The 24,202-nt window shown below is 61.2% G+C and carries 20 protein-coding genes; 16 read left to right on the top strand and 4 right to left on the bottom strand.

The features are described 5' to 3' along the window. Window positions 1–286 precede the first annotated feature (286 nt). Entirely contained in the window at window positions 287–1,255 is a 969-nt protein-coding gene (locus VSX56_RS17235) for a GNAT family N-acetyltransferase (protein ID WP_349295123.1), read from the top strand. A 48-nt stretch (window positions 1,256–1,303) separates the two neighbouring features. Here VSX56_RS17235 and VSX56_RS17230 read toward each other — a convergent pair whose 3' ends face one another. Both VSX56_RS17230 and VSX56_RS17225 read right to left on the bottom strand, forming a co-directional pair. Then, entirely contained in the window at window positions 1,304–2,593 is a 1,290-nt protein-coding gene (locus tag VSX56_RS17230) for an NAD(P)/FAD-dependent oxidoreductase (protein WP_350938881.1), read from the bottom strand. Window positions 2,594–2,615: 22 nt separating this feature from the next. Next, entirely contained in the window at window positions 2,616–3,281 is a 666-nt protein-coding gene (locus tag VSX56_RS17225) for a haloacid dehalogenase type II (protein ID WP_339115199.1), read from the bottom strand. Here VSX56_RS17225 and VSX56_RS17220 point away from each other — a divergent pair, their 5' ends adjacent. The 11 genes from VSX56_RS17220 to VSX56_RS17170 all read left to right on the top strand — a co-directional run bounded on the left by VSX56_RS17220 (window position 3,282) and on the right by VSX56_RS17170 (window position 14,545). Continuing rightward, entirely contained in the window at window positions 3,282–3,452 is a 171-nt protein-coding gene (locus VSX56_RS17220) for a hypothetical protein (RefSeq protein WP_350938878.1), read from the top strand. A gap of 35 nt (window positions 3,453–3,487) precedes the next feature. Then, on the top strand, window positions 3,488–3,856 hold the full coding sequence (locus VSX56_RS17215) for a cupin domain-containing protein (protein WP_349295121.1): 369 nt from the start codon (window positions 3,488–3,490) through the stop codon (window positions 3,854–3,856). Further along, window positions 3,853–4,959, top strand: a complete 1,107-nt coding sequence (gene argE / locus VSX56_RS17210; RefSeq protein WP_350938876.1) for an acetylornithine deacetylase — start codon at window positions 3,853–3,855, stop codon at window positions 4,957–4,959. Before VSX56_RS17215 ends, argE begins: the two co-directional genes overlap by 4 nt. A gap of 113 nt (window positions 4,960–5,072) precedes the next feature. Beyond that, the gene (locus VSX56_RS17205; RefSeq protein WP_350938874.1) at window positions 5,073–5,915 is read left to right on the top strand and encodes a GNAT family N-acetyltransferase; all 843 of its coding nucleotides are present in this window, start codon (window positions 5,073–5,075) and stop codon (window positions 5,913–5,915) included. A 16-nt stretch (window positions 5,916–5,931) separates the two neighbouring features. After that, the gene (locus tag VSX56_RS17200; protein WP_339115194.1) at window positions 5,932–7,305 is read left to right on the top strand and encodes an aspartate aminotransferase family protein; all 1,374 of its coding nucleotides are present in this window, start codon (window positions 5,932–5,934) and stop codon (window positions 7,303–7,305) included. After that, a complete protein-coding gene (locus tag VSX56_RS17195) occupies window positions 7,302–8,213 on the top strand; it encodes a 2-hydroxyacid dehydrogenase (protein WP_350938872.1) in 912 nt (303 codons plus the stop codon). The genes VSX56_RS17200 and VSX56_RS17195 overlap by 4 nt, the downstream gene beginning before the upstream one ends. A gap of 276 nt (window positions 8,214–8,489) precedes the next feature. Continuing rightward, a complete protein-coding gene (locus VSX56_RS17190; protein WP_349295119.1) occupies window positions 8,490–9,221 on the top strand; it encodes an HAD-IA family hydrolase in 732 nt (243 codons plus the stop codon). 143 nt (window positions 9,222–9,364) lie between these two features. Beyond that, window positions 9,365–10,975 carry an ABC transporter substrate-binding protein gene (locus tag VSX56_RS17185; protein WP_339115191.1) on the top strand — a complete coding sequence of 537 codons (1,611 nt, stop codon included), beginning with the start codon at window positions 9,365–9,367 and terminating at the stop codon, window positions 10,973–10,975. Window positions 10,976–11,051: 76 nt separating this feature from the next. Then, a complete protein-coding gene (locus tag VSX56_RS17180) occupies window positions 11,052–12,014 on the top strand; it encodes an ABC transporter permease (protein WP_350938869.1) in 963 nt (320 codons plus the stop codon). After that, window positions 12,014–12,862, top strand: coding sequence for an ABC transporter permease (locus VSX56_RS17175; protein ID WP_339115190.1), 849 nt, complete (start codon window positions 12,014–12,016; stop codon window positions 12,860–12,862). Before VSX56_RS17180 ends, VSX56_RS17175 begins: the two co-directional genes overlap by 1 nt. 3 nt (window positions 12,863–12,865) lie before the next feature. Continuing rightward, window positions 12,866–14,545: an ABC transporter ATP-binding protein gene (locus tag VSX56_RS17170; RefSeq protein ID WP_350938867.1), complete on the top strand. Its 1,680-nt coding sequence runs from the start codon at window positions 12,866–12,868 to the stop codon at window positions 14,543–14,545. 30 nt (window positions 14,546–14,575) lie between these two features. Here VSX56_RS17170 and VSX56_RS17165 read toward each other — a convergent pair whose 3' ends face one another. Next, window positions 14,576–15,070 (bottom strand): Lrp/AsnC family transcriptional regulator, encoded by a 495-nt coding sequence (locus VSX56_RS17165; RefSeq protein ID WP_339115188.1) that lies wholly within the window; start codon window positions 15,068–15,070, stop codon window positions 14,576–14,578. Window positions 15,071–15,235: 165 nt separating this feature from the next. On the opposite strand from VSX56_RS17165, the gene VSX56_RS17160 reads away from it, so the two are divergent. From VSX56_RS17160 to VSX56_RS17145, 4 genes are all read left to right on the top strand, one after another. After that, window positions 15,236–16,561: an NAD(P)/FAD-dependent oxidoreductase gene (locus tag VSX56_RS17160; RefSeq protein ID WP_350938864.1), complete on the top strand. Its 1,326-nt coding sequence runs from the start codon at window positions 15,236–15,238 to the stop codon at window positions 16,559–16,561. 119 nt (window positions 16,562–16,680) lie between these two features. Continuing rightward, window positions 16,681–18,144, top strand: a complete 1,464-nt coding sequence (locus VSX56_RS17155; RefSeq protein ID WP_350938862.1) for an aldehyde dehydrogenase family protein — start codon at window positions 16,681–16,683, stop codon at window positions 18,142–18,144. Between the two features lie 18 nt (window positions 18,145–18,162). Further along, window positions 18,163–19,209: a tartrate dehydrogenase gene (locus VSX56_RS17150; RefSeq protein ID WP_350938860.1), complete on the top strand. Its 1,047-nt coding sequence runs from the start codon at window positions 18,163–18,165 to the stop codon at window positions 19,207–19,209. Window position 19,210: 1 nt separating this feature from the next. Next, entirely contained in the window at window positions 19,211–20,677 is a 1,467-nt protein-coding gene (locus VSX56_RS17145; protein ID WP_350938858.1) for an NAD-dependent succinate-semialdehyde dehydrogenase, read from the top strand. Window positions 20,678–20,827: 150 nt separating this feature from the next. On the opposite strand, the gene VSX56_RS17140 is transcribed toward VSX56_RS17145, so the two are convergent. After that, window positions 20,828–23,959 (bottom strand): M10 family metallopeptidase C-terminal domain-containing protein, encoded by a 3,132-nt coding sequence (locus VSX56_RS17140; protein ID WP_350938856.1) that lies wholly within the window; start codon window positions 23,957–23,959, stop codon window positions 20,828–20,830. Between the last annotated feature and the right edge of the window lie 243 nt (window positions 23,960–24,202).

The following is a 24,202-nucleotide window of genomic DNA, read 5'->3' as shown; positions in this document are numbered from 1 at the left end:
AACCGCCCCGCAGCCTACCAACGCTACCTCGAAAATACCGCCAAACAACGGCTCGTGAACTAAGCGGATAAACTGAAGCGGTTCTCGAACTGGCCAGAAAAGTTGCAGGCGTCTCCTTTTGGGAGGCGCCTTTGCTATTGACGTGCCACTCTGGTGGAAATGGTGCCAAAACCTGCATGTTTTCGATGGGGCTGCAGCAGAATCTATCAACTGCCCGCGAGATACGGTATAAATCCCTCCGATATTTCTATTATATCTGATTACGGTCTAGTGATGGGAAAGGTGCATGAGCCGAAATATTGCGATTGGTCCGTGTTCCGATGCGATGCCTCAAGGTGCCCGTGCGCGCTATCTTGATTTCATGGCGCGTGCGCAGACGACCGATGAAAATTATATGCAGATCGACAGTTACAAAGCGCAGATTGTCGAGATCGCGCCCGAACATCTATTGGCGATGCACGAGCTGACGGTTTCGGTCTTCTGGCCGCATCGGGCGCGCGATCTCGAGGTCTTTCTGGCGCTGGGGCGCGGTTATCTGGCGATGGACGAGATCGGCCGTCCGCTGGGCTCGGCCATGTATTTTCCGGTTGGGGACGATTATGCCATGTTTGGCATGATGGTAACGACGCCGCGACTGCAGAGCTATGGCACCGGCGCGCGGCTGTTGCGGCGCATCATGCGTGATTGCGAGGGGCGCGATCTGCGGCTTTCGGCCACCCGCGCCGCCTATAGGCTCTATGAATATGCCGGTTTCGTGCCGGTCGGGACGATCTGGCAGCATCAGGGCGTCGCACGCCCGATCCGGCAGCCCTCGCCGGTTTCAGGGGTCGAGATCCGACCTTTGGCGCCGGGTGATCTCGGGGAGGTCCATGCGCTCGATGCGGTGGGGTATGGGGCGCCGCGCCGCGAGATGCTCGATCTTTTGCTGAACCTGTCACAGGGTGTGGTCGCGCTGCGCGACGGGAAGATCATCGGCTATGCGCTCAGCCGCGACTTCGGCAAAGGGAGTGTCATCGGGCCATTGGTGGCCGGGGACGAGCGGATTGCCATGCAGCTTGCCGCGCCACTTATCAAGGCCAATGAGGGTCGGTTCACACGGCTTGATACGCCTGTCGAGAACGAGCATTTCGCGGCCTTCCTCGCCTCGGCGGGAATGGGGGTCTATGATACGGTGACCGAGATGCGGAATGGCCGGATGCGGCGCCCGCAGGAGGGTATCCAAGTCTGGGGTCTGTCGGCGCATTCACTGGGCTGAAATACCCCGCACTACCGGAATGAAAAAGGGGGGCAATGCCCCCCTTTCTTACGAGATCTTGTCCTTGAGGCTGAAATACATCCCGACCAGTGGCAGGAACCACGGCTTGCCGCTATGCAGGGGGATGGTCGGCCAGTCGAGCCCGGCAAGCGGGTTCGTGTCCTTCACGCCCATTGCCATATCGGCCAGCGCCTGACCGATCAGCGTGGACATCTGCGCACCATGGCCCGAATAGCCCATGCCGTAGATCATGCCATCGGTTTCGCCTGCGCGGGGATAGCGGTCCTTGGTCATGCCCACGAGCCCGCCCCAGCAATAATCGATCTCGATATCGGCCAGATGCGGGAAGATCTTGGCCATCGAGGCGCGCAGGATCTCGCCCGATTTCGCATCCGATGCCTGATCGGAGGTCGCCGAGAACCGCGCACGGCCCCCGAAAATCAGCCGGTTATCGGGCGAGAGGCGGAAATAGTTGCCGATATTCATCGAGGTGACAAAGGTCCGGTTGCCAGGCACGGTGCGGGCCACTTCCGCGGGGGTCAGGGGACGGGTCGCGATGATGAAGGAGCCCACCGAGATGATCCGGCGGCGGAAGAAAGACAGCGGCGCTTCGGGCGCGGCCCCCGCATAGGCACCGGTCGCCACGATCATCCGGTTGGCCGAGAGCGTGCCGCGCGGCGTGGTAATCTCCCAGCCATTGGCGGTCTTGCGACGGGCGGTCATGGGCATGGCTTCCCAGATTTTCGCGCCATGCTTATGGGCAGCCTCGGCCAGCCCGTTCACATAGCGTCCCATATGCATCATGGCGGTCTTTTCGTAGACCATCCCGCCGTGGAATTGTTCAGAGCCAACCTCGTCTTTCAGACCTGCGCGGTCGATCCAGCGGGTCTCGGGGTCCACCTCGCGGTGGATCAGTTCGAAATTCGCCCGCAGTCCCGCCACATGGCTTTCTTTGGAGGCCAGTTTCAGCTTACCGCAGCGACGGAAGCTGCAATCGATGCCTTCCTCGGCCACCAGATCCTCGATCATATCGATCGAGCGGTCATAGGCTTTGTAAAGCCGATGGGCCTGATCCGCGCCCAGATGCGCTTTGGCATCCGCATAGCCATGGGCGATCCCGTTATTGAGATGTCCGCCATTGCGCCCCGAGCCGCCCGCGCCCACATGCGAGGCTTCCAGAAGCGCCACCGAGACGCCGGATTTCGCCAGTTTGCGCGCAGCGTTGAGCCCCGTGAAGCCACCACCGATGACGACCACATCGAACTGCCCCTCGGCAGGCCCCTGTTCGCCATGGGCGAAAGGGGTCGAGGTTTCGTGCCAATAGGATTTATATTCCATCTCTCTTCCCCTTCGCACCCTTTTACAGACCGACGACTTCGGCCAGACCGGAAATGTCTTTGACCTCGGTATAGCCGTAATACGGGTTGGCGGGTTCATGGGCGCGGTTGACCCAGACCTTATTTTTGATCCCCATGTCATGGGCAGTCATCAGGTCATAGCGGAAACTTGAGGACACATGCAGGATATCTTCCGGCCCGCAGCCCAGCTCGTCGAGCATATATTCGAAGGGCCGCATCTGCGGCTTGTAGGCGCCTGCGCTCTCGGCGGTAAACACATGCGCGATGGGCGCGCCGAGCTTGGCGATATTATGCGGGATCTGTTCGTTCATCGAGTTGGTCAGCGCCACCAGCGGGATATGCGGCGCGATACGGGCAAGCCCAGCGGGCACATCGGCATGCGGGCCCCAGGTCGGCACGCGCGCATAAATGTCTGCGGCCACCGCCGGATCGAAGGTGATCCCGTTGCGTTTGCAGGTGCGCTCGACCGCGTTATGGACGATCTCCGCATAGGGTTTCCATGCGCCCAGAACCTCGTCCAGACGATAGGCCGAGAAATCACGGATGAACTTTTCCATCGCCGGCTCGGAGAGCTGGGCACCGTAATGGTGGCGGGCCGCACCGGCCATGTCGAAGTGGATCATCGTGCCGTGGCAGTCGAAGGTGATGAATTTCGGGCGGAAGGTCATGTGTATCTCCGGGATCTCTCTTGTGGCCCCAGCCTGAACCTGTTGCGCGCACGGGTGCTGCCGCATCTGCGCGATCAGGCGCAGGAAATACCGTTTCGGGGCGCGAGTTCGGCAGGGCCTGCGGTGCCGGACACGCTTTTGACGGCACGTCCCGCACCGGCAGGGGCATAAAAGGGTCACTCTCACTTGCCTTGAAAGGGCCTTACATGTCGCTTCTTATCCCCGTCGAGACCTCCCCCCAGTTCAGCCCGCGCGAGGACGTGGCCGCCCCCGAGCGCCTGATCGAAGGTGCGCCCGCCTATAAGACATGGGAGTTGGACACCGCTATGGCGGAGGCGGCCAAATGGGGCAAGATCCGCACCGGCATCTGGGAAGCGACTCCCGGTAAAACGGTATCGATGAAGGGCGAGACATTTGAATTCTGCCATATCCTCGCGGGTCGCTGCATCATCTCCGAAGAGGGTGGCGCGGCGCATGAATTTGCCGCAGGTGATAGTTTCATCATGAAGCCGGGTTTTGTTGGAACATGGCATACCGTTGAAACCGTGAAGAAAATCTTCGTGATCGCCTCATGAGCCCCGAAGATCTCCTTGCTCGGCTCGTTGGGTTTCCGACCGTTGTCGGGACGCCTAATGGCGCGGTTCTCGAGGATATTGCCACCTATCTGCGCGGGTTTGGTGCGCAGGTCGATATCCTGACCGGTCCCGAAGGGGACCGGTCGAACCTTTTCGCCAGCTTCGGGCCGCGGGACGTGGCGGGGATCGTGCTTTCGGGCCATATCGACGTGGTGCCTGCGGGCGAGCCGGAATGGCAGGCTGATCCCTTCGTTCTGCGCCATGAAGGCCAGCGCCTGATCGGGCGCGGGGCCTGCGATATGAAGGGGTTCTTGGCGGCCGTGCTGGCAGCGGCTCCCGCCATGGGCGAGGCTGATCTGGCAAAGCCTATCCACATCGCGATCTCCTATGACGAGGAGGCGGGGTGCAAGGGGGTGCCGCATCTGCTGGCGGCGCTGCCGTCGCTTTGCGCGCTTCCCGAGGCCGCGATCATTGGCGAGCCGACGGGGCTGGTGCCGGTGCTGGCGCATAAGGGCAAGGCCGCGCTGCGCCTTGTGGCCAGGGGTGTGTCTGGCCATAGCTCGCGCCCTGATCTGGGCGTAAATGCTATCCAGACCCTTGTGCCGGTGCTGGCACGGATCTGCGAGACCGCCCATGACCTTACCACCGGCCCGCAGGATGCACGTTTTGCGCCGCCCTATAGCTCGGTGCAGATTGGCACGATCGCGGGCGGGCAGGCGGTCAATATCATCCCCGATCTGGCCGAGGCACAGATCGAGGCACGGGCGATTGCAGGCGTGTCGCCGCGCGCGATCCTCGAAGAGATCTGCGCGGATCTCCCCGAAGGCGTGTCTGCCGAATTCCTGGCGGATTATCCGGCTCTTGCGCTGGATGCGGGTGATCCGCTCGTGGCGCTGGCCGAGGAGATCTCGGGCCATCAGGCGCAAGGGGCGGTCAGCTTCGGCACCGAAGCCGGGCTGTTCCAGCAGGCGGGTATTCCCGCCATCGTCTGCGGGCCGGGCGATATTGCCCGCGCGCATAAGCCCGAGGAATATCTGACGCGCTCCGAGCTGGAGGCCGCCCATGCCATGGTTCTGGCGCTCGTCGTCAGGTGTTCAGCATAAAATGCTGTCATGCCGCAGGAATTCCTTTACTCCTGCGGCATGATTGCGTGAACAAAGTGAAACTGCCGCCTGCCAGGCATTAGCCTGAAGGTAACAAGACCGAAGAGGCCCCTATGACCGACGTTTCCAGCACCGAGACCGCGCAGATCGTCATCGCCCCGATGGAGCTTTCGCATATCCCGCAGGCGCATGGGATGTCGCAGGCAGTCTCGTGGCCGCACCGGCCCGAGGATTGGGCGTTGGTATTGGGTGTGTCCGAGGGCGTTGTGGCGCTGCAGGGCGAAAAAGTCGTGGGCACTGCGATCCTGTCATTGTTGGGCGATGTCGGCACACTCAACATGATCATTGTCGATGAAGCCATGCGCGGGCAGGGGCTCGGACGCAGGCTGATGCAGGCGCTGCTGGACCGTGCGGCCACGATGGAGCTGCGCCTTGTGGCCACCGCCGATGGTCTGCCGCTTTATCAGAAACTGGGCTTCAAGGCCCAAGGTGAGGTCATGCAGTATCAAGGCGTGGCCGTAGCGCAGACGCCCGAACAGCCGGTGCATGAGGCCAGCGCCGAAGAGCTCGCGCAATTGATTGCCGCAGATCGTGTCGCAACCGGCATGGATCGTGCCAAGCTCCTGACGGATATTGCCGCTCAGGGCGAGGTTCTTGTGACTGCGGGCGGCTTTGCCATGCTGCGCGCATTCGGGCGCGGATATGTGATCGGCCCGATCTTGGCGCAAAACGATAACGCGGCGCGCGCGCTTCTGTCCGAAGCCGCCTGCCGCACCCGAGGCCGGTTCCTGCGCGTCGATTTCGCGCCGGAGCGTGCCTTGCAAGACCATGCAGCAGCGCTGGGGCTTGCCCATGTGGGCGGCGGCGTTGCCATGCTGCGGGAAGGGGCGGTTGCCGCCCGTCCTGCGAACCCCGATTTGAAAACCTATGCCCTCGTGTCGCAGGCCCTGGGCTGATCTTAGGAGACTGTCAATGTTGACCAATTCCCTGATCGAGATGGATCGCCAGCACCTGATCCACCCCGTATCCTCGTTCAAAGGCCACGAAGCGCGTGGCGTGCGGGTGCTCGCATCGGCCAAAGGCGCGCGGGTGACGGATGCGGAAGGCCGCGAGCTGATCGACGGGTTTGCAGGCCTGTGGTGCGTGAATGCGGGCTATGGCCATGAAAGCATTGTGGAAGCTGCCGCCGAGCAGATGCGCAAACTGCCCTATGCCACCGGCTATTTCGACCTCGGGGCCGAAGCTCCGATCAAGCTTGCCGCCAAACTGGCCGAGCGCGCACCGGGCGATCTGAACCATATCTATTTCTCGCTCGGTGGCTCGGATGCGGTCGATAGCACGATCCGCTTCGTGCGGTATTACTGGCACTCGAAAGGCCAGCCGAACCGTGACCAGTTCATCTCGGTCGAACAGGGCTATCATGGCTCGACCACGATGGGCGCAGGCCTGACGGCACTTGGCGGCTTCCATGAGGGCTTCGGCGTGCCCTATAGCTGGCAGCACAAGATCTCGTCGCATTACACCTATCGTAATCCGCTCAAGACCGATGCAGAGATCATCGAAGCGTCGGTGAACGAGCTGAAAGCCAAGGTCGAGGCCATCGGGCCTGAGAAGGTCGCGGCCTTCTATCTCGAGCCGATCCAGGGCTCGGGCGGCGTGCTGGTCCCGCCGAAAGGCTGGGTCAAGGCGATGCGCGATGTGTGTAAGGAACTCGAAATCCTCTTCATTGCCGATGAGGTCATCACCGGCTTCGGCCGCACCGGCCCGCTTTTCGCCTGTGAAGACGAGGGCATCGTCCCCGATCTGATGACCACCGCCAAGGGCCTGACCTCGGGCTATGTACCGATGGGTGCGGTCTTCATGTCCGATCATGTCTACGAAACCATCGCCGAGGGCGCAGGTGCCAAGGCCGTGGGTCATGGCTTCACCTATTCGGCGCATCCCGTTTCGGCGGCGGTCGCTCTGGAAGTCCTGTCGCTCTACGAGGGTGGCCTGCTGGAGAATGGCCGCAAGGTTGGTGCGCGACTGATGGAAGGTCTCAAGGGCCTGTCCGACCATCCGCTGGTGGGCGATGTTCGCGGTCGCGGCATGCTCGCCGCCATCGAGCTGGTCGTCGATAAGGAGAACAAGACCCCGCTTCCGGCCTCGGTGCAACCGGCCACCCGCCTGTTTGACCGTGCGTGGGAGAAGGGTCTGATCGTGCGCTCCTTCGCGCAGGGCATCTTCGGCTATGCGCCGCCGCTGTGCTGCACCGAGGAAGAGATCGACATGATCGTTGCCCGCACCAAAGCCGTGCTCGACGAGACGCTCGAGGATGCGGATGTGCGCGCGGCACTGAAAGGATGAAGCTCCTTTATCTCTCCATCCCCGAGCGCGAGAAGGTCTGGAAAGAGATCCTCGCTCCGCATGGAATCGAGATGATCATGGGCGAGGCGGCGGTCACGGACCCCGCCTCGATTACCCATATCGCCTGTTGGGAGCCACCCGAGGATATTGCGCGCTATCCCAATCTCGAGGTGCTGATCTCGGTGGGGGCGGGTGTCGACCATATGCCACCGCTGCCCGAAGGGGTGGCGCTGTCGCGCACGCTGGCCGAGAGTATCGAGAAGATGGTGCGTGACTGGTGCGTGATGGGGGTTCTGGCCACCCATCGCGATTTGCCTGTCTATCTCGATCAGGCCACCCGTGGGGAATGGGTCCAGCATGCGCCCAACACAGCCAAGGGCGCGCGGGTCGGCATCATGGGTATGGGCCGCATCGGTCAACTGACGGCGCAGACCCTCAAGAGCCTCGATTTCGAGGTAGGCGGCTGGTCACGTTCGGGGCGGCCCGTGGAGGATTGTCCAGTCTATGATCAGGCAGGCCTCGACGCGTTCCTGGCGCGCACGGATATTCTGGTGTGCCTGCTGCCGCTGACGGACGAGACGCGCGGACTGATGGATGCGGCATTCTTTGCGAAGCTGCCCAGAGGCGCGCGGATCGTGCAGGCGGGGCGCGGGGCACAGCTCGATCTGGCGGCGCTGCGTGTCGCACTCGATGCGGGCCAGATCACATCGGCCATGCTGGATGTGACCGACCCCGAACCCCTCCCGGCAGATCACTGGGCATGGTCCGACAGCCGTCTGATCATCACGCCCCATATCGCGGCCCGCACCGGCTATGAGGAGGGCGCGCGCCATGTTCTGGCGGTGATGCAAGCCTCGGCTGCAGGAAATCCGATCCCAGGACAGGTGGATCAGAAGAAAGGCTACTGAGCCTTCAGGAACCGGCCTTAGGGCCGGTTTTTTTACAGCATTAAATTCTGTCTCTGGCCGGTGGGATACAGAACATTATGCCGCAAAGCTTCGATATTCGGTGCCTCAGGGCTGTTTTTTAGCGGCACACTGATCCTACGAAGACAGAAATTGTCGCAGCAAAAGCCCAAGAGACACACGCATTTCGGGGCATAGATGCCTCGATACCGGTGCTTGCCCGCAGAATGTTTCGCCGGACCTCTCCCTCCGGCATATCCGCAGAAAGGACTGCCAAAGATGGCAACCACAACCGCCACCAAACCGCTGACCGCTTTTAGCTATGTCACTTTCGACGTTGTCGGCACCTTGATCGATTTCGAGGGCGCGATCAAAGACGGCCTCAACGCGATCGCGGCCAAAGAAGGCGTGACGATCGACGGCGAAGCTGCCCTCTCGGTCTATCGCGACGCGCGCTACGAGCCGGGCGCGCTGCGCTTCCCCGATGATCTGGGGCGCTGCTATTCGCGTATTGCGGCCGCATTTGATCTGCCCGATACCGAGGAATATCGCCAGCTGATGATCGACACTGTGGGCGAGGCCAAGCCGTTCCCCGATAGCGTGAAGGCCATGGCGACGCTGAAGAAGCATTACAAGCTGGTGGCGATGACCAATGCCCGCCGCTGGGCCTTCGAGAAATATGCCGAGAAACTGGGTCAGCCCTTCTGGGCCGGTTTCACCACCGATGATACCGGCTGCGAGAAGCCGAACCCCGATTACTTCCATCAGGTTTTCGCCTATGTGGAAAAAGACGGCGGCTCCAAGGACGACATCCTGCATACCGCGCAGAGCCAATACCACGATATCGGCATCTCGCGCGAGTTGGGTATGACCAATGCCTGGATCCAGCGCCGGCACGCGCAGAACGGCTATGGCGGGACCATCGAGCCCAAGGAATTCACCGAGCCCGACTACCACTTCCACGCGCTGATCGAGCTGGCGGAAGCCGCCGAGAAAGCCTTTGACGCATAACGTCTGCTGAAGTGTTTGCAAGCCATGTGCGGGCACGTTGAACCCGGCTCAGGGCGGCCATAAGACCGCCCGAGCCAAATTGGCACCTAAAAGGCCATCGTTAACCAAAGCCTTCGGGCACAACAGACAGGGATGACCAGATTATGACTTTCAAGCCGACCAACTGGACCGGTCGCGATGACGCGATGGTCGAGAACATGATCCGTCGCGGAGCCTCGCGGCGTGACCTTCTCAAGATGCTGATGGCCTCAGGTGTAGGCATGGCGGCCGGTGGCTCGCTCTTGCTCGGCGCCAACAAGGCCGTAGCCGCGACCCCCGTCTCGGGCGGTGTGCTGAAAGCCGCGGGCTGGTCGTCCTCGACCGCTGATACGCTCGATCCGGCAAAAGCGTCGCTCTCGACCGATTATGTGAACTGCTGTGCCTTCTATAACCGTCTGACCTTCCTCGACGAACAGGGTCAGGTGCAGATGGAGCTGGCCGATACGATCAATACGGACGATGCGAAGACATGGGAAATCAAGCTGAAATCCGGCGTGACCTTCCATGATGGCAAGGCGCTTGTGGCCGAAGACGTGGTCTATTCGCTCAAGCGTCACCTCGATCCGGCCGTGGGCTCCAAGGCAGCTGCAATGGCAGGCCAGATGTCCGAGATCTCCAAAATCGATGATCTGACCGTGAAAGTCGTGCTGTCGGGCGCCAATGCCGACCTGCCGACCATTTTCGCGATGCATCACTTCATGATCATCGCCGATGGCACCACCGATTTCACCAAAGCCAACGGCACCGGTGCGTTCATCTGTGAGGCCTTCGAGCCCGGCGTGCATTCGATCGGCAAGAAAAACCCGAACTACTTCAAATCCGAAGGCCCCTATCTCGACGGGTTCGAGTTCTTCGCGATTGCCGATACCAATGCCCGTGTGAACGCGCTTCTGTCGGGCGATATCCATGTGGGTGCCTCGCTCAACCCGCGCTCTGTCCGTCTGATGGACGGCAAACCGGGTGTGACCACCTCGATCACCACCTCGGGCAGCTATACCGACCTCAATATCCGTCTGGATATGGAGCCGGGCTCGAAGGCCGATTTCGTCGAGGGCATGAAATATCTGGTCAACCGCGAAGCGATCCAGAAATCGATCCTGCGTGGCATGGCAGAGATCGGCAATGACCAGCCGATTTCCAGCGCGAACCGCTACCATAACCCCAACCTCAAGCCCCGCGCTTATGACCCCGACAAGGCAAAACACCATTTCGAGAAATCCGGCCTTCTGGGCACCGAGATCCCGATGGTGGCCTCCTCGGCGGCCAACTCCTCGGTCGATATGGCCACGATCATCCAGCAGATGGGCCAGCAGATCGGCATGAAGCTGAAGGTCGATCAGGTTCCGCCCGATGGCTACTGGTCGAATTACTGGCTCAAATCGGCCGTGCATTTCGGCAATATCAACCCGCGGCCCACGCCCGATATCCTCTTCTCGCTGCTGTATGCATCGGATGCACCGTGGAACGAGAGCCATTACAAGTCGGAGAAATTCGACAAGATGATGCTCGAGGCGCGCGGCTCGCTCGATGAGGACAAGCGGACCTCGATCTATTGGGACATGCAGGAAATGGTTGCCAACGAGGCAGGCACCATCATTCCGGCCTTTATTTCCAACGTGGATGGTCTGTCCGACAAGGTCGGTGGCATGCGTGCCAACCCGCTGGGCGCGCTGATGGGCTTCTCCTTCCTCGAATATGTCTGGCTGAACGCCTAAAGAATATCCCCCGACTGGGGCTGCGCCGTGCAGGCGCAGCCCGCTTTTTTAAGATTTCTCCGACGGGAGGTGCTCCTTGCCCCAATCGCTCATGCCATGGTTCCTTGTCTTACAAAGGCTCGGTATCGCGATACTGACGCTGATCATCGTATCCTTTGCCGTATTCTTCGCCACCGAACTGCTCCCCGGCGATGTGGCGCAGATCCTGCTGGGGCAGGCGGCCACACCCGAAGCTGTTGCGGGCCTGCGCAAGGCGATGGGGCTCGACGAGCCCGCGATCCTGCGTTTTCTGAGCTGGCTTTTCGGGTTCCTGCGTGGTGATCTGGGCACATCCTATGTGAACCATATGGCGGTGGCCGATCTGGTCAGTGGCCGTCTGGTCAATTCGCTGAAACTGGCGGGGATCACGACGCTGATCTCGGTGCCCGTCGCGCTGTCGTTGGGGATCGGGGCGGCCATGTGGCGCGGCTCGTGGTTCGACCGCATCGTGTCGATCCTGACGATCTCGGTCATCTCGGTGCCCGAATTCATGGTGGCGACGCTCTCGGTGCTGATCTTCGCGGTCTGGCTGGGCTGGCTGCCGGCGCTGAGTTATGGGGCTGCCGATGCCACCACCTTCGGCGCGATGCTCAAGGCCTATGCGATGCCGGTGATCACGCTAACCTTCGTGGTCTCGGCGCAGATGATCCGCATGACGCGGGCCGCCGTGATCGAGACGATCAATACCCCCTATGTCGAGATGGCGCTCCTCAAGGGGGCCTCGCGCAAGCGGATGGTGCTCAAACACGCGCTGCCCAATGCGCTCGGTCCCATCGCCAATGCCATCGCGCTCTCGCTCAGCTATCTGGTTGGCGGCGTGATCATCGTCGAGACCATTTTCAACTATCCGGGCGTGGCCAAGCTGATGGTCGATGCCGTCTCCACCCGCGATCTGCCGCTGATCCAGTCCTGCGCGATGATCTTCTGCATCAGCTATCTGCTGTTGATCACGCTGGCCGATCTGACCGCAATCCTGTCCAATCCGAGGCTGCGCCGTTGATGAATATTTCGAGTTTCCGCCTTCCGACGCCGAAAAACCTTGGCTATTCCTTCAACTGGGTGGGCCGGATCGGCCTTGCCATCATCCTCTTCTGGGCCGTGGTTGCCATCTTCGGCGGGTTGATCGCGCCGCACCCGCCGGGTGAAATCGTCGATTGGGACTATTTCGGCGCGGTCACGAACAAGTTCTGGATGGGCACCGATTATCTGGGCCGCGATGTGTTCTCGCGTGTGCTGATCGGGGCGCGCTACACGGTGGGCATCTCGCTGGCGGCGGTATTCTTTGCCTGCACCGGCGGGGTGATCCTCGGCATGGTCGCTGCCGTGGCGGGCGGCTGGTTCGATATGTGCCTCTCGCGCTTCCTTGATGCGCTCAACGGCATTCCCTCGCTCCTGTTCGGGCTGGTGACGGTCGCCGCTATCGGCTCCTCGATCCCCGTTCTGGTGGGCACGCTTGCAGTGATCTACCTTCCCGGCGCCTACCGCTTTGCCCGTGCGCTGGCGGTCAATGTGAACACGATGGATTTCGTGACCGTGGCCCGCGCCCGTGGCGAGCGCACCCCTTATCTGATCGCCCGCGAGATCTTTCCCAATATCCTCGGTCCCGTGCTGGCCGATCTGGGTCTGCGCTTTGTGTTCATCGTGTTGGTGCTCTCGGGGCTGTCGTTCCTCGGGCTTGGTGTGCAGCCGCCCAATGCCGATTGGGGTGGCCTTGTGCGCGAGAATATCGAAGGTCTGTCGCTGGGCGCGCCCGCGGTGGTCTTCCCCTGCCTCGCCATCGCCTCGCTGACCATTTCGGTGAATCTCTTCATCGATAACCTGCCCACTAAAATCCGCGACAGGAGCTGAGCCATGAAGGATTTCGCACAAGACACTAAGGCGCTTGTATCGGTGCGTGATCTGCGGATCGGCGCCACCACGGATGCGGGCCGCAAGATCGAGATCATCAAGGGCGTGAGTTTCGATATCGCGCCGGGTGAGATGGTCTCGTTGATCGGCGAGTCGGGCTCGGGCAAGACCACCATCGCGCTGTCGCTGATGGGCCATACCCGCACCGGCTGCAAGATCACCGGCGGCGATATCCGGCTCGACCGGCATATGGTTACCGCCCTGTCGGAGAAACAACGCGCCACGATCCGCGGCACCGAAGTTTCCTATGTGCCGCAATCGGCGGCGGCGGCCTTCAACCCCAGCCAACGGATCATGGATCAGGTTGTCGAGATTTCGACCATCCATGGCCTCATGTCGCGCGAGGAGGCTGAGAAGAAGGCCGTGAGCCTCTTCCACGCGCTGGCGCTGCCCAATGCCGATACGATCGGTCAGCGCTATCCCCATCAGGTCTCCGGTGGACAGTTGCAACGCCTCGCAGCGGCAATGGCCCTGATCGGAAGCCCCAAGCTGGTGATCTTCGACGAGCCCACCACCGCTCTTGATGTGACCACCCAGATCGAGGTTCTGCGCGCGTTCAAGCGCGCCATGGCCGAGGTGGGTGCGGCGGGCGTCTATGTCAGCCATGATCTGGCCGTCGTGGCCCAGATCGCGGACCGGATCATCGTGCTCAAGGGCGGCGAGATTCAGGAAGAGGGCACCTGCGAGCAGATCCTGCATCAGCCCGCCCATCCCTATACCAGGGAACTTCTCTCGGCGTTCGAGCCGGTGGTTCATGAGCCTTCGGGTGTGCCGGATCGTGCCAAACATACGCCGATCCTTGAAGTGCGCGATCTCTGTGCAGGCTATGGCACGCTGCGCGACGGGGTTCCTGCGGCCAAGATCCTGAAAAACGTGAATTTCACGCTGGATCGCGGGCGCAATCTGGGGGTGATCGGGGAATCCGGCTCGGGCAAATCGACGCTCGCGCGCGCTGTGGCAGGGATCCTGCCGCCCTATCGCGGCTACACTCTGGTGGACGGGCAGGAAATGCCGGGGGATCTGTCCAAACGCTCGAAGGAGCAGCTGCGCCGCGCTCAGATCGTATTCCAGCTGGCCGATACCGCACTCAACCCGGCGCAATCGATCGGCAATATCCTTGGCCGTCCGCTGACCTTCTATCACGGCATGCGCGGAGCGGCGCGCGAGAAGCGGGTGATCGAGCTTCTGGATATGGTGCGGCTGCCTGCGGCGCTGCGTCACCGTCTTCCGGGCGAGCTGTCGGGCGGGCAGAAACAGCGGATCAATCTGGCGCGTGCACTGGCCGCCGAGCCCGAGCTGATCCTGTGCGACGAGATCACCTCGGCGCTCGATACGGTGGTGGCTGCGGCGATCATCGAACTCCTCAAGGAGCTGCAGCGCGAGCTGGAGCTGAGCTATATGTTCATCAGCCATGACCTCTCGACGGTGGAGGCCATCTGCGACGAGGTTCTGGTGATGTATAAGGGCGAGGTGGTCGAGGCGCTGCCTGCCGCCAAGATGAGCGCGGAGGCGACGCATCCCTATTCGCGGCTCCTGATCTCCTCGGTGCCGCAGCTCGATACCAACTGGCTCAATTCGCTGGAACAGGATCCCGAGCTCATCGCCAAATTCGCCAATCGTTGAACAAAAAGCCCCGCTCTTGGCGGGGCTTTTTCATAGCCTGTCAGCGAAGATCCGCGTCAGCGGGATCTGGGTTTTGACGAAGGGCGTCTTCATCACCACGAAACTGAAATATTTGTCGATCCCGATATCGCGGTCCACCAACCCCTCAAGGATGGTCTGGTAATCGCCGATCGAGGCGGTGACGAATTTCGCCAGATAATCGTATCCGCCCGAGACCAGATGGCATTCGACACAGCTATCGACCTTCTCGAGCGCCTCCTGAAATCGGGCGAAATCGATCTGGCGGTGGTTTTTCAGGGTGAATTCCGTAAAGACGGTGAGCGTCTCACCGAGCTTTGTCATATCGATCTGGGCGGCATATCCGCTGATATAGCCCGCTTGCTGGAGCTTTTTCACCCGCATCAGGCATGGCGAGGGCGAAAGTGCCACGAGATCTGCCAGTTCCACATTGGTGATCCGGCCATTGCGCTGCAGCTCCGCCAGAATCTTCAGATCGATCCTGTCCAGTTTATAAGCCGTGCTCATATTCGTTCCTGCGCCTTTACCTGCCCTAGTCATAGCGGATTTTTCCGCGCAAGGAAGGGCATGCGGCATCCGGTATACAACATGATATGCCACAAATGGTTGAGATTTGGCAGATGTGGCTGCGGGGTGACGTGTAGCGTGGGGCCAACGATCGAGGAGACCCCCATGCCCGCACCGCTTTTCACATTCGATACCCCCGCCGATCTGCCGACCGATGCCGATTGCGTGGTGATCGGGGCAGGGATCGCGGGGGTGAGTGCGGCCTATTGGCTGGCGCGCGCGGGCCAGAAAGTCGTGCTGTTGGAGAAGGGCCGGATCGGGGCCGAGCAATCGAGCCGCAACTGGGGCTGGTGTCGCCAGCAAAACCGTGATGCGCGCGAGTTGCCGCTTTCGACGAAGTCTCTGGAACTATGGGAGGAGATGACTGCCGACATTGGCGAGGATATGGGGTTCCGGCGCTGCGGGCTTCTGTATCTCTCCAAAGATCAGGCCGAGATCGAGGGCTGGGCCAAGTGGGGCCGTTTCGCTCGTGGCGAAGGGGTCGATACACGGATGCTGACGGCGGAGGAAGCGGCCGAACGGGGCGCTGCAACCGGCCAGACTTGGGCAGGCGGGGTCTGGTCACCCAGTGACGGGACGGCCGATCCCTCGCGCGCGGCGCCGATGATTGCCAAGGGCGTGATCAAACATGGCGGGGTCGTCTTGCAGAACTGCGCCGCGCGAGGGCTGGAAACCAGTGCCGGCCGGGTCAGCGGCGTCGTGACCGAACGTGGTACCATACGGACCGCGCAGGTGGTGATGGCGGGCGGCGCTTGGGCGTCGAGCTTCCTGCATCAATACGGGCTGGCCTTCCCGCAGGCCTCGGTGCGCAGTTCAATCCTTTCCGTTGCGCCGGGGGCCGAGGGGCTGCCCGATGCGCTCCATACCGCCGCCGTATCGGTGACGCGGCGCGGCGACGGCGCCTATACGCTTGCCATCTCGGGCAAGGCCGCCGTGGACCCCACGCCCGGAATGATCGTTCAAGCGAAACATTTCCTGCCGATGTTCACCAAGCGCTGGAAAAGCCTCGGCCCGGGCGGGTTGCAGGCATGGAAGGCAGGGTTCGAGACCCGCAAGATCTGGGCGCTCGACCGGATCACGCCGATGGAGCGGATGCGGGTTCTGGATCCGACGCCCGCAAAGGGACTGATCGATATGACGCTGAGCCGCGCCCGTGCGCTGCTACCCGCGCTGAAAGCGCTGCCGGTTCAGGCAACATGGGCGGGTTTCATCGATTCTACCCCCGATGGTGTGCCCGTCATCGACACCGAGACCGGCCTGCCCGGTCTGACGCTGGCCGCAGGGCTGTCGGGCCACGGGTTCGGTATCGGGCCGGGGGTCGGGCATCTGGTGGCCGACATGCTTCTGGGACGGACGCCGATCACCGAGATCGCACAATACAGGCTCTCCCGCTTTAACGAGAGCCAATGGGGCAAGGTTTCAAAATTCTGACGCGGCATAATCTGCCGCAAAGCGGCCCGCGCAGTGGAAAATGCTGCGAAGAGGGCCGTTTTAATCAGAATTGATGCGCCAGTCCCGCTTAGGCTGGGGCGAAGAAAGACGAGGATAGTATGAGTTTCGCATTCGACCCTTCCACCGTTGCCCTTCCTTCGGGCCATTTCATCGGCGGGCAATATGTTGCGGCCCCCGAGGCGATCGAGGTCATCTCTCCCTCGACCGGCCAACGTATCGGTGCGATTGCCTGTGCGGATGCGCAGATGGTGGATCGTGCTGTCAGGGCGGCGCGTCAGGCGCTGAAACTGTCGAACTGGGGCGGGATTGCGCCCCGCGACCGTGCCAAGGCGTTGCATAAATGGGCGGATCTCATTGAGGCCGAGGCACCCTATCTGGCACAGCTTGAAGCGATCTGTTCCTCGCGCCCTTATGCGCAGGCGCTCGCGGGCGATGTGATGGTGACCGCCGAGCAGATCCGCTTTTTTGCCGAATTTGCCGATAAGGAATGCGGCGATCTGGTGCCGACGTCTGACAGCCAGTTCGGCTATATCTCGGATCATCCCTATGGGGTAATCGGGGCCGTGACGCCCTGGAACTTCCCGATTTCCATGGCGGGCTGGAAGCTTGGCCCCGCGCTTGCGGCGGGGAATGCCGTAGTGATCAAACCCTCCGAAATGACGCCCTATACCACGCTTTATATGGCGGAACTCTCGGTGCGTGCGGGCATTCCTGCGGGGCTCATCAATGTGGTGCTGGGCGATGGTCCGACTACCGGCAATGCGATTACCGGCCATCCGGGCATCGACAAGGTGTCTTTCACCGGCTCGACCCGCGCAGGCGCCGCGATCATGGAAAATATCGCGCGCCATGGCGTCAAGCCGATGACGCTGGAGCTGGGCGGCAAAAGCCCGATGCTGGTCTTTGCCGATGCCGATCTGGATAAGGCCGCCGCATGTCTGGCGCGGGGTATTCTGCCCAATGCGGGGCAATTCTGTGTGGCGGGCTCGCGCATCCTTGTGGCGGCATCGGTGGCTGATGAGCTGGCCGCCAAGCTGATGGTGGAGTTCGCCAAGCAGGTGCCCGACGTGACCCATGCGGGCAGTGCGGGCTTCTCGCCTATCATCTCGGCCCGTCAGATGGGGCGGATCGATTCCATCGTGCAGGCGGCTCGCGCACAGGGCGGCGAGATCCTCTGTGGCGGCGCGGCGTTTGACCGCGAGGGCAGCTTCTATCAGCCAACCCTCATTGGGGGCGTGGACGAGACCAACCCCGCCGTGACCGAGGAAATCTTCGGCCCCGTGGCGACCTTCCAGACGTTTGAGAGCGAGGAAGACGCCATGGCGCAGGCCGCCCATGACACCTATGGTCTTTGCGCGGGGCTGTTTACGCGCGACCTCAGCCGCGCGCTGCGTCTGGGCGGGCGGCTCGAGGCGGGGACCGTCTGGATCAACCGCTATGGCCGCTCGCGCGATCACATTCTGCCGACGGGGGGCTGGAAAGCCTCGGGGCTCGGCAAGGACTTGGGCCGCGAGGCCTACCGCGCCAACCGGCGCACGAAATCTGTGCTGATCGATCTGTGATCGACCAAAGGAGTGACGATGAAGACCTATACGCTTGCCCTCATCCCCGGTGACGGGATCGGTGTCGATGTAACGGATGCCACGATGGAGGTGCTGGATGTGGCGGCGGCCAAATTCGGCTTCGCTCTCGCGCCCACCACCTTCCCGTGGTCCTGCGAGTATTATGTGGAAACCGGCAAAATGATGCCCGAGGACGGGATCGAGCAGCTGCGCCCCTTCGATGCGATCTATCTGGGTGCCGTGGGCTGGCCGAAAACGGTGCCGGATTCGGTGTCGCTGCACGGGCTTCTGCTGCCGATCCGCAAGGCCTTCACCCAATATGCCAATATCCGCCCGCACCGTCTGTTGCCGGGCGTCGAGGGCCCGCTGAAGGCCGAAGGCTTCGATATTCTGTGCATCCGCGAGAATACCGAAGGGGAATATTCTGGTGCCGGTGGCCGCGTGCATCAGGGACAGGACAATGAGGTGGCGACCGAGGTTGCGATCTTCACCCGCAAGGGCGTCGAACGTATCCTTCGTTTCGGTTTCGAGCAGGCGCGGGCCCGGCGCAAGCATCTGACCTCTGTCACCAAATCCAATGCCCAGAAATACTCGATGGTGTTCTGGGACGAGATGACCGACAAGATCGCCGCTGAATATCCCGATGTGACCGTCAGCCATATGCATATCGATGCGATGGCCGCCAAGATGGTGATGGCGCCGCAGGATCTGGATGTGATCGTGGCCTCGAACCTCTTTGGCGATATCCTCACCGATCTGGGTGCGGCCATTCAGGGCGGGCTTGGCTTTGCGGCCTCGGCCAATATCTGCCCCGATCCGTCGGTGCCCTCGATGTTCGAGCCGGTGCATGGCTCGGCCCCCGATATTGCCGGTAAAAACATCGCCAATCCGATTGCCGCGATCTGGTCGGGCGCTATGATGCTTGACCATCTGGGCGAGAAAACCGCCGCAACCGCAATTCTGTCGGCCATCGAGGCCGCCACTGCCAAGGGCATCGGCACCCGTCCGGGCGCCAGCTCGACCGATGAAATCACCGCGGCCGTGAAAGCCGCATTGGAGGCCTGATATGACCGTGCATGAAACCTTCGACCTGCGCGCCCAGCTGCGCGACCCCGCCCTCTTCATCGAGGCGGCGCTGATCAATGGCGAGTGGCGCGCGCAGGCCGATATGCCCGTGATGAACCCCGCGACCGGCGACGTTCTAGGCCATATGCCCGACAATACCGCCGCCGAGACCGAGGAGGCGATTGCCGCCGCAGCCGAGGCGATGAAGTCGTGGAAGGCCAAGACCCATGCCGAGCGCGCCGATATCCTGATGGCGTGGTATGATCTGATGCTGGAGAATGCCGATGATCTGGCGCTGATCCTGACCGCCGAACAGGGCAAGCCGCTGGCCGAGGCCAAGGGCGAGATCGTCTATGGGGCCTCCTTTATCCGCTGGTTTGCCGAAGAGGCCCGCCGCATCAACGGTTCGATCATCCCGAGCCCCGTGAAGGGTAAGAAGATCTTCGCGATGAAAGAGCCGGTGGGTGTCTGTGCGATCATCACGCCGTGGAACTTCCCGACCGCGATGATTACCCGCAAGGTGGCACCGGGTCTGGCGGCAGGCTGCACGATGGTCATCAAACCTTCCGATTTCACACCCTATTCGGCGCTGGCGCTGTGCCTGCTGGGCGAGCGTGCGGGCATCCCCAAAGGTGTACTCAACTGCCTGACCGGTCGACCCGAGGCTATTGGCGGCGCGCTGACCGCAAGCCCTGTTGTGCGTAAGCTGTCCTTCACCGGCTCGACCCGTGTGGGCGCACTTCTGGCCGAACAATGCGCCCCGACGCTGAAGAAGATGTCGCTGGAACTGGGCGGTAACGCGCCCTTCATCGTGTTCGATGATGCCGATCTGGATGCGGCTGTGGAAGGCGCGATGGCGTCGAAATTCCGCAATGGTGGCCAGACCTGCGTCTGTGCCAACCGTCTGCTGGTGCAATCGGGGATCCATGACGCCTTTGTTGCCAAGCTCGCGGAGAAGGTCGATGCGCTGAAGGTCGGCCCCGGCACTGCCGAGGATACGACCATCGGTCCGATGATCAATGCGGCCGCGATCGACAAGATCAACCGCCATGTCGAGGATGCGCTGTCCAAGGGCGCAACCCGCGCGACCAAGAAACGCGATCTGACGGCGCAATATGCCGATCCGACCGTGCTGGTGGGGGCGACGCTGGATATGCAATGTGCGGGTGAAGAGACCTTTGGTCCTGTTGCTCCGGTCTTCAAATTCGAGACCGAGGAAGAGGCGCTGGCAATCGCCAATGGCACGCCCTTCGGTCTGGCGGCCTATTTCTACACCACCGATATGGCCCGTGCCTTCCGCTTCGGCGAGGCGCTGGAAACCGGTTTGGTGGGGCTCAATACCGGCGCGGTCAGCCATGCCGAAGCACCCTTCGGCGGTGTGAAAGCGTCGGGTCTGGGCCGTGAAGGCGCGCAGGAAGGGATCGAGGAATATCTCGAGACCAAAGCCTTCCATTTCGGCGGTCTCTGATCCACACGATCAAAAACACCGGCACCTCGAGGGGTGCCGGTGTTTTTTTATGGCGACGGCCAAGAGAGCCTTGTCACGGCCTTGATCCGCAGGGGCTGCCTTGTCAGAAGGCACTCCCCGGGCGGAATTGCACCCTTGATCCGCGGATATTCACAGGACGAGATCATCCACGAAGGAGGTCATGTCCGAACCGGCAGCAGCCAATACGGGCTCGTCGGCAGCCGCATCGTCAAGATCGATCAACTCATAGCGGCCTTCGCCAATCGTGATCCAGGAGACCGTTTCATAGACATGCCCTGTCTCGCTATCCTTGGATTGTTCTTCCTGCAAATAGAGCTTGGTGCCATCATTGGTCTCTTTGCTGCGCAAGACGATCGTATCCGCTCCCCGATAGGACTGTGTATCCGCAAAGAGCGCCAAAGTGCTGTCGACGGAAATCTTGGCGGCGGCGCTGCTGATCAGGGCCGAACCCTCGGAGACCGATGATCCGGGTGCCTCCTCGATGGCGGCCCATTGCACAACGCGACTGGTTGCGCTGGAGACCCCGCCATCGGCTTCCTCTGCCGCGAGTCTCAGCTTGGGGCTCTCGGTGCCGACCGAAACGATACGTTCCGTCACGATCTGACTGCCCTCGCCCGACACCGATGCGATGAGGGTCGGCGTGCCATCGAAGCCGTCATAGGAAATCGCGGCGGTCTGGTTGCCTGTGACCTGCTGTGTGCCGAGCGTGATCTTGGTGCCATCAGACAGCATGTGCTGGCCCTCGGTGCCTGCCATCCAGGAGAGGCTTTCCACTATATGGGCTCCATCCAGATAATCCCATTCGGAAAGGCGCACATCGAAGCCTTCATCCGTGATATTTCGCAATTCTGTTGTGACGGCTTGGCCGCCATTTGTTGTCACCGGTCCGAGCACGACGACGGCATCTGCGATCGTCTCGCCAAAACTGACATGGATCCAGCCATCGTCCGATTTGCTGCGGCTCAGGGATAGCGTTCCGACCTCGAGGGCACTTTCAACGGTGTTGTATTCCTGAGGGTCGGATGTCAGGAGACTATAGCTTCCGGTCTCGAGGCTGGTATAGGCGACGCTTTCGTTCATATGACTGGTTTCTGCGTCGTAGGACTGTTCTTCGACAAGTTTCAAGTAGGTTGTGTCTTTGACTGTTGTCTGTCTCAGGCTCGTCGTATCGCCGCCCCGATAGGTCTGCATGTCCGCGAAGACCGCGTTACTGTCCGTATCTCCGATTGCTCCCCAGTTCGACGCAAGGTTGAGGGCACTATTGTCGACCAGGGTGCCACCGTTCTCGATCACCACATAGTCAAAAGTCCGGATCTCGGTGGAAACCGTGCCTTTTTCTGCTTCTTCTGCCTGCATCCTGACTTGCAGACCATCGGACGATATATTTGCCATACGATGGGTCAGAACCTGATCGCCCGTCCCCACGAGGCTGCCATAGGCCGTCACCGTGGCGGAACTATCGAAACCGTCAAGCGTGATGGTCGTGTTTCTTGCGCCGTTGATCTCGGCCGATCCGAAGGTGATCTGGGTGCCGTCGGCCAGATAGTAGCTACCCGCGCTCCCTGCCATCCAGGAGATCTGTTCCTGCACATGCGGTCCGTCGAGATAGTCCCATTCCGCCAGCCGGATCTCGAAGCCCGAACTTGTGATGTTGCGGATCTCGGGCACAACCTGCTGGCCACCATTACTCGTGATCGGGCCGACGACGACAATCGCGTCCTCGATTGCTGAGGCGAAGCTGACCGTGATCCAGCCCTCATTCTTGGTCGATCGCGCAAGGCTAGTGGTTCCAACCTCCATATGCGAGGCGACCGAGGTCGTGGCTGCGACCGTGCTCGTGGTGGTGGCAGGATCTGTCACGCTGGTTTGCGTTTTCGCGGCCGTCTGCAGCGCCGTTCCGTCCAGGATGCTCGAGGCATCGATCCAGCCTTTATTGGCCAGCGTTGCCAGATCCGACACGGCGCAGCTTCCGTCATTGAAGGCAACGGTTTCGATTCCGTTGAGATAATCGATGTCGCTGCCATGTTTGATCTGAAGCTGCGAACCGGAATAGTAGATGAAAACATCTTCCGACTGCAGGTCGTAGACGACCGTATCGTCTCCTTCGGCACCGTTCAGGGTGTCGCTGCCGGAGCCTGCGATCAACGTGTCATTCCCCGATTGCCCGTTGAGGAAGTCATCGCCATCCCCTCCGATCAGCACGTCGTTATTATTGCCGCCCCAGAGGCTGTCATTTCCATTGCCGCCCCATAGCGCATCATTGCCGTCCTGACCGGCAAGATAATCCGCCCCCGCACCGCCGGAGATTTCGTCATTGCCCGCACCGCCATACAGGATATTCCTAGCCGCATTCCCGATGATGGTATCATCGCCACTGCCGAGATAGGCATTCTCGATGGTCGTGTTGAGCGCGATCGCGAGGTTTTTCTCGCGCCCGCCAAGATCCGAGAAGCTACCCGGGGTCAGGTCGATCTTCTGGTCCGCGCTGCGCGAGCGTAGATCGATGGTATCGGTGCCGCCGGCATCGACGATGGTCTGGGCGCGCGCATCCAGAAGTTCGACCCCGCTATCCCCATAGGTCGTACTGCCGCTATGGACAGAAGAGGACGTGCCATACATCTGCTGGATCGCGAGAATATCGGCGATCTGTGGCGTGACGACATAGGCAAAACTGGCATCGGTATCGCTGCTGAGGGTCTGGTAGAAATAGGACATGATCGAATATTGCCAGGTATCATTGGCATAGGCGGCATCGGTCGCAAAACTTGCGGAGCCGTTGTAATCGCCCGAATGGCCAAGCCCCAGCGCATGACCGATCTCGTGGATATAGGTCTGCAGCATGTAGGCGCTGGAGGCGAACGTCTCGTTTATATTGATTCTGGCCGAGCTGGTCACGGAGCCCGAATAGCTTGTCGAGGTATAGGCGCCGGAATTGCTATCGGTAAAGGTGATCTGGGCATTCGCCGTCGTCTCCTTGAACCGGATACCCGAGGCATCGGTCCATGCCTCGAGGGCTGCACGGGCATAGGCGGCGCTGGTGTCGCTCAGGCCCGACAGGTTGACCGTCAGGGTGCCGGAAGAGGTGATCGCAAATTTATGCGCGGCACTGCCTTTGTCGGCCCAATAGCCGGTGCTTAGATAGGTCGCGATCTGCTGAACACTCCAGACGGGTTTGCCGCTGGATGCACTATCGGATGTAATGCTCGCCGCCATGTCGATGAGCGGGGCAATATGATCTGTGCTGCCGCAAATTGTGCACATAAACGCAATCCTTCAGGATAACGGCCGTAACAACGCCGGAAATACCTGTACTGGCCGAAAGGGACGCGGATTCACCGCCAGAATTGCGCGCATTTTGCACTCGCTCGCGCGGCGCCCGGGGCGTCTTCGCTGCGAGGAGGACAGATGCAAACTGCCCGAGCCGCAAGGAACGGCCTTGCCAAAAAGCTGGCAAGAATATGGCGATTGGATTCACCTTTAATCGAAAGTGAATCTATCTATCCT

It is taken from the genome of Thioclava kandeliae, assembly GCF_040297545.1.
GTDB lineage: Bacteria > Pseudomonadota > Alphaproteobacteria > Rhodobacterales > Rhodobacteraceae > Thioclava > Thioclava kandeliae.
This window is presented reverse-complemented; position numbering and strand designations above follow the sequence as displayed.

Bases quoted from the DNA above. Each gene is read 5' to 3' on its own strand.
- VSX56_RS17235 (WP_349295123.1), top strand. From the start codon at position 287: ATGAGCCGAAATATTGCGATTGGTCCGTGTTCCGATGCGATGCCTCAA.
- VSX56_RS17230 (WP_350938881.1), bottom strand. From the start codon at position 2,593: ATGGAATATAAATCCTATTGGCACGAAACCTCGACCCCTTTCGCCCAT.
- VSX56_RS17225 (WP_339115199.1), bottom strand. From the start codon at position 3,281: ATGACCTTCCGCCCGAAATTCATCACCTTCGACTGCCACGGCACGATG.
- VSX56_RS17215 (WP_349295121.1), top strand. From the start codon at position 3,488: ATGTCGCTTCTTATCCCCGTCGAGACCTCCCCCCAGTTCAGCCCGCGC.
- argE (WP_350938876.1), top strand. From the start codon at position 3,853: ATGAGCCCCGAAGATCTCCTTGCTCGGCTCGTTGGGTTTCCGACCGTT.
- VSX56_RS17205 (WP_350938874.1), top strand. From the start codon at position 5,073: ATGACCGACGTTTCCAGCACCGAGACCGCGCAGATCGTCATCGCCCCG.
- VSX56_RS17200 (WP_339115194.1), top strand. From the start codon at position 5,932: ATGTTGACCAATTCCCTGATCGAGATGGATCGCCAGCACCTGATCCAC.
- VSX56_RS17195 (WP_350938872.1), top strand. From the start codon at position 7,302: ATGAAGCTCCTTTATCTCTCCATCCCCGAGCGCGAGAAGGTCTGGAAA.
- VSX56_RS17190 (WP_349295119.1), top strand. From the start codon at position 8,490: ATGGCAACCACAACCGCCACCAAACCGCTGACCGCTTTTAGCTATGTC.
- VSX56_RS17185 (WP_339115191.1), top strand. From the start codon at position 9,365: ATGACTTTCAAGCCGACCAACTGGACCGGTCGCGATGACGCGATGGTC.
- VSX56_RS17175 (WP_339115190.1), top strand. From the start codon at position 12,014: ATGAATATTTCGAGTTTCCGCCTTCCGACGCCGAAAAACCTTGGCTAT.
- VSX56_RS17170 (WP_350938867.1), top strand. From the start codon at position 12,866: ATGAAGGATTTCGCACAAGACACTAAGGCGCTTGTATCGGTGCGTGAT.
- VSX56_RS17165 (WP_339115188.1), bottom strand. From the start codon at position 15,070: ATGAGCACGGCTTATAAACTGGACAGGATCGATCTGAAGATTCTGGCG.
- VSX56_RS17160 (WP_350938864.1), top strand. From the start codon at position 15,236: ATGCCCGCACCGCTTTTCACATTCGATACCCCCGCCGATCTGCCGACC.
- VSX56_RS17155 (WP_350938862.1), top strand. From the start codon at position 16,681: ATGAGTTTCGCATTCGACCCTTCCACCGTTGCCCTTCCTTCGGGCCAT.
- VSX56_RS17150 (WP_350938860.1), top strand. From the start codon at position 18,163: ATGAAGACCTATACGCTTGCCCTCATCCCCGGTGACGGGATCGGTGTC.
- VSX56_RS17145 (WP_350938858.1), top strand. From the start codon at position 19,211: ATGACCGTGCATGAAACCTTCGACCTGCGCGCCCAGCTGCGCGACCCC.
- VSX56_RS17140 (WP_350938856.1), bottom strand. From the start codon at position 23,959: ATGTGCACAATTTGCGGCAGCACAGATCATATTGCCCCGCTCATCGAC.